Origin of the sequence: Moorena sp. SIO4A1 (assembly GCF_010672065.1) — a bacterium.
Lineage (GTDB): Bacteria > Cyanobacteriota > Cyanobacteriia > Cyanobacteriales > Coleofasciculaceae > Moorena.
This window is the reverse complement of sequence record NZ_JAAHHX010000482.1, coordinates 1-1,792: the sequence shown is the minus strand read 5'-3', so window position 1 is coordinate 1,792 and position 1,792 is coordinate 1. Positions and strand designations below refer to the sequence as shown.

The 1,792-nt window shown below is 41.7% G+C and carries 2 protein-coding genes; one reads left to right on the top strand and one right to left on the bottom strand.

What is annotated here, in order from left to right; all coding sequences use genetic code 11:
- The first annotated feature begins 178 nt into the window (after positions 1–178).
- Entirely contained in the window at positions 179–301 is a 123-nt protein-coding gene (locus F6K53_RS39710) for a hypothetical protein (RefSeq protein ID WP_293085507.1), read from the top strand.
- Positions 302–325: 24 nt separating this feature from the next.
- Here F6K53_RS39710 and F6K53_RS39705 read toward each other — a convergent pair whose 3' ends face one another.
- Positions 326–1,411: a tetratricopeptide repeat protein gene (locus F6K53_RS39705; RefSeq protein ID WP_366511424.1), complete on the bottom strand. Its 1,086-nt coding sequence runs from the start codon at positions 1,409–1,411 to the stop codon at positions 326–328.
- Positions 1,412–1,792 lie beyond the last annotated feature (381 nt).

Below are 1,792 nucleotides of genomic sequence, written 5' to 3'. Positions count from 1 at the left end.
ATAAATTCAGGAAATAATAATTCCAATTTTTGGGATAATTTTACTATAAAAAAATAGTTGTTTAATTTTAATTAAAGATATTTTTAATAATTAAAAATATTCGGTAAAGCCCGCCATAAAAAACACTCAAAAAAAACCGGTTCAATAAATACTAAAAAATCGGTTCAATAAATTATAATTGAAACGTGATAAAAATCAGCAGGAGAATGGGTGGATTCTTACCCATCTTCCCCATCTCCATAAATCATCTCCCTACAGGTGCAACGCTCCAGATCTATCTGTGGGGAGTCGTCAAACCTAACCAGTGCTGATGGTACACACCCCACTAAAAACGAGAATTACGGGCTTGCTCCATCAATTGCTCAGCCCTACGTCCCCACTGGGGATTACCTTGGCTATTGTAAAGGTCTCTAGCATACTGCAAGACTTGCAGAGCATCACTAAATCGGTTTTGGCGCAGAAATACTACACCAGCAGCATAATAGGCATTAGCGTAATTCGAGTTAGCTACCGCTGCTTGCTGGAAGGCTGCCAGAGCACCATCCAAATCTCTCTGAGTAAATAAAATTCCCCCGATATTGTAGTGGGCTTCGGGGTATTTAGGATTGATTTTGATCGCTTGCTCAAACGCCTTTTTTGCTTCCTCTAGCTTGCCCTGTTGCTTATAAATCAGTCCCAAATGATATGCCGGTTCGGGAGCATTACGGCTAAATTGCATTGCTTGTTTAAATGATGCGATCGCTTGTTGGGGTGTTCGCAACTGGGACATAACTAGACCCATGTTATAGTGAGCAACACCGAGTAATGGGTCAAGTTCCAGAGATCTTTCTAGATATTCCCGTGCCTGAGACAAATTCTTTCCTTCCAACAGGGCAGCCCCTAAATTAGCAAAGGCTAGAGCAAATTCTGGATCGGTCTGGGTTGCCCGATAAAAGGCATCGGCTGACGCCTGCAATTTACCAACCTGCCGCAATGCTAGACCCAAGTTGTAGTGTGCTGGTGCTAGCTTGGGATTCAGTTGGGCTGCCTTTTCGAACGCCACGATCGCTTCAAGTACCTTACTCTGTTGAATTAATGCCAGTCCTTGATTAAGTTGCTCAAGGGCTGCGGGTTGAGTTGGTTTGAGTGCTGGTAGATACTGAGACTGAGCGATTAGTCTAGTACTGTAACTGTAACGGCGAGTCAGGGGATGATGTCTACTCAGTCTCTCTGGTGAATCATTCAGATTATCTGGGTTAACCCCTAGGGCGTGGGAAACTAGTGGCTGTGTCAGCACCAACAGCGAACTCACTCCTAGGCAGAAATAGCCTCTGGCAGTGACTTTTCTGTTAACAAAGATTAAGTTTAATGGGAACAAATTTTCCTTAAGATTTTTGAAACATTTTTTTTTATAGTTGTTACGTGTATTCATATTTTTTAAAAATTAGTGACCTAGAGTTATCTTACTTAACAGTTTTAGTAGTTTACATTACAAGACATTGCAAGTTCGATCTAGATCAGACCAAATTAAGCTAATCTCACAACCAGATAACGTTGATCCCATCTCAACAAAACTTACGCATAAACCAGTAGTCAGGAGATAAGTAGGTAGAATGATTAGGTAAGAGAAGCGTTGATATGGCACGTTTTAACAAACTCACCTCCCTACCCGATCATCCCCTTAATGCTCCGCTTCAATGCATAAGTCCAATTGAAATAATTTGGGGGTAAATTATGAACGGCAAAGCGTGTAAAGCCACCCGTAATGTGGCAATTGTTGGTCCGTATCTCAGTGGGAAAACCACTCTACTCG

What these genes read in the sequence shown, in the direction of transcription:
- F6K53_RS39705 (WP_366511424.1), bottom strand. Translation starts at nt 1,411, where the DNA reads ATGAATACACGTAACAACTATAAAAAAAAATGTTTCAAAAATCTTAAG.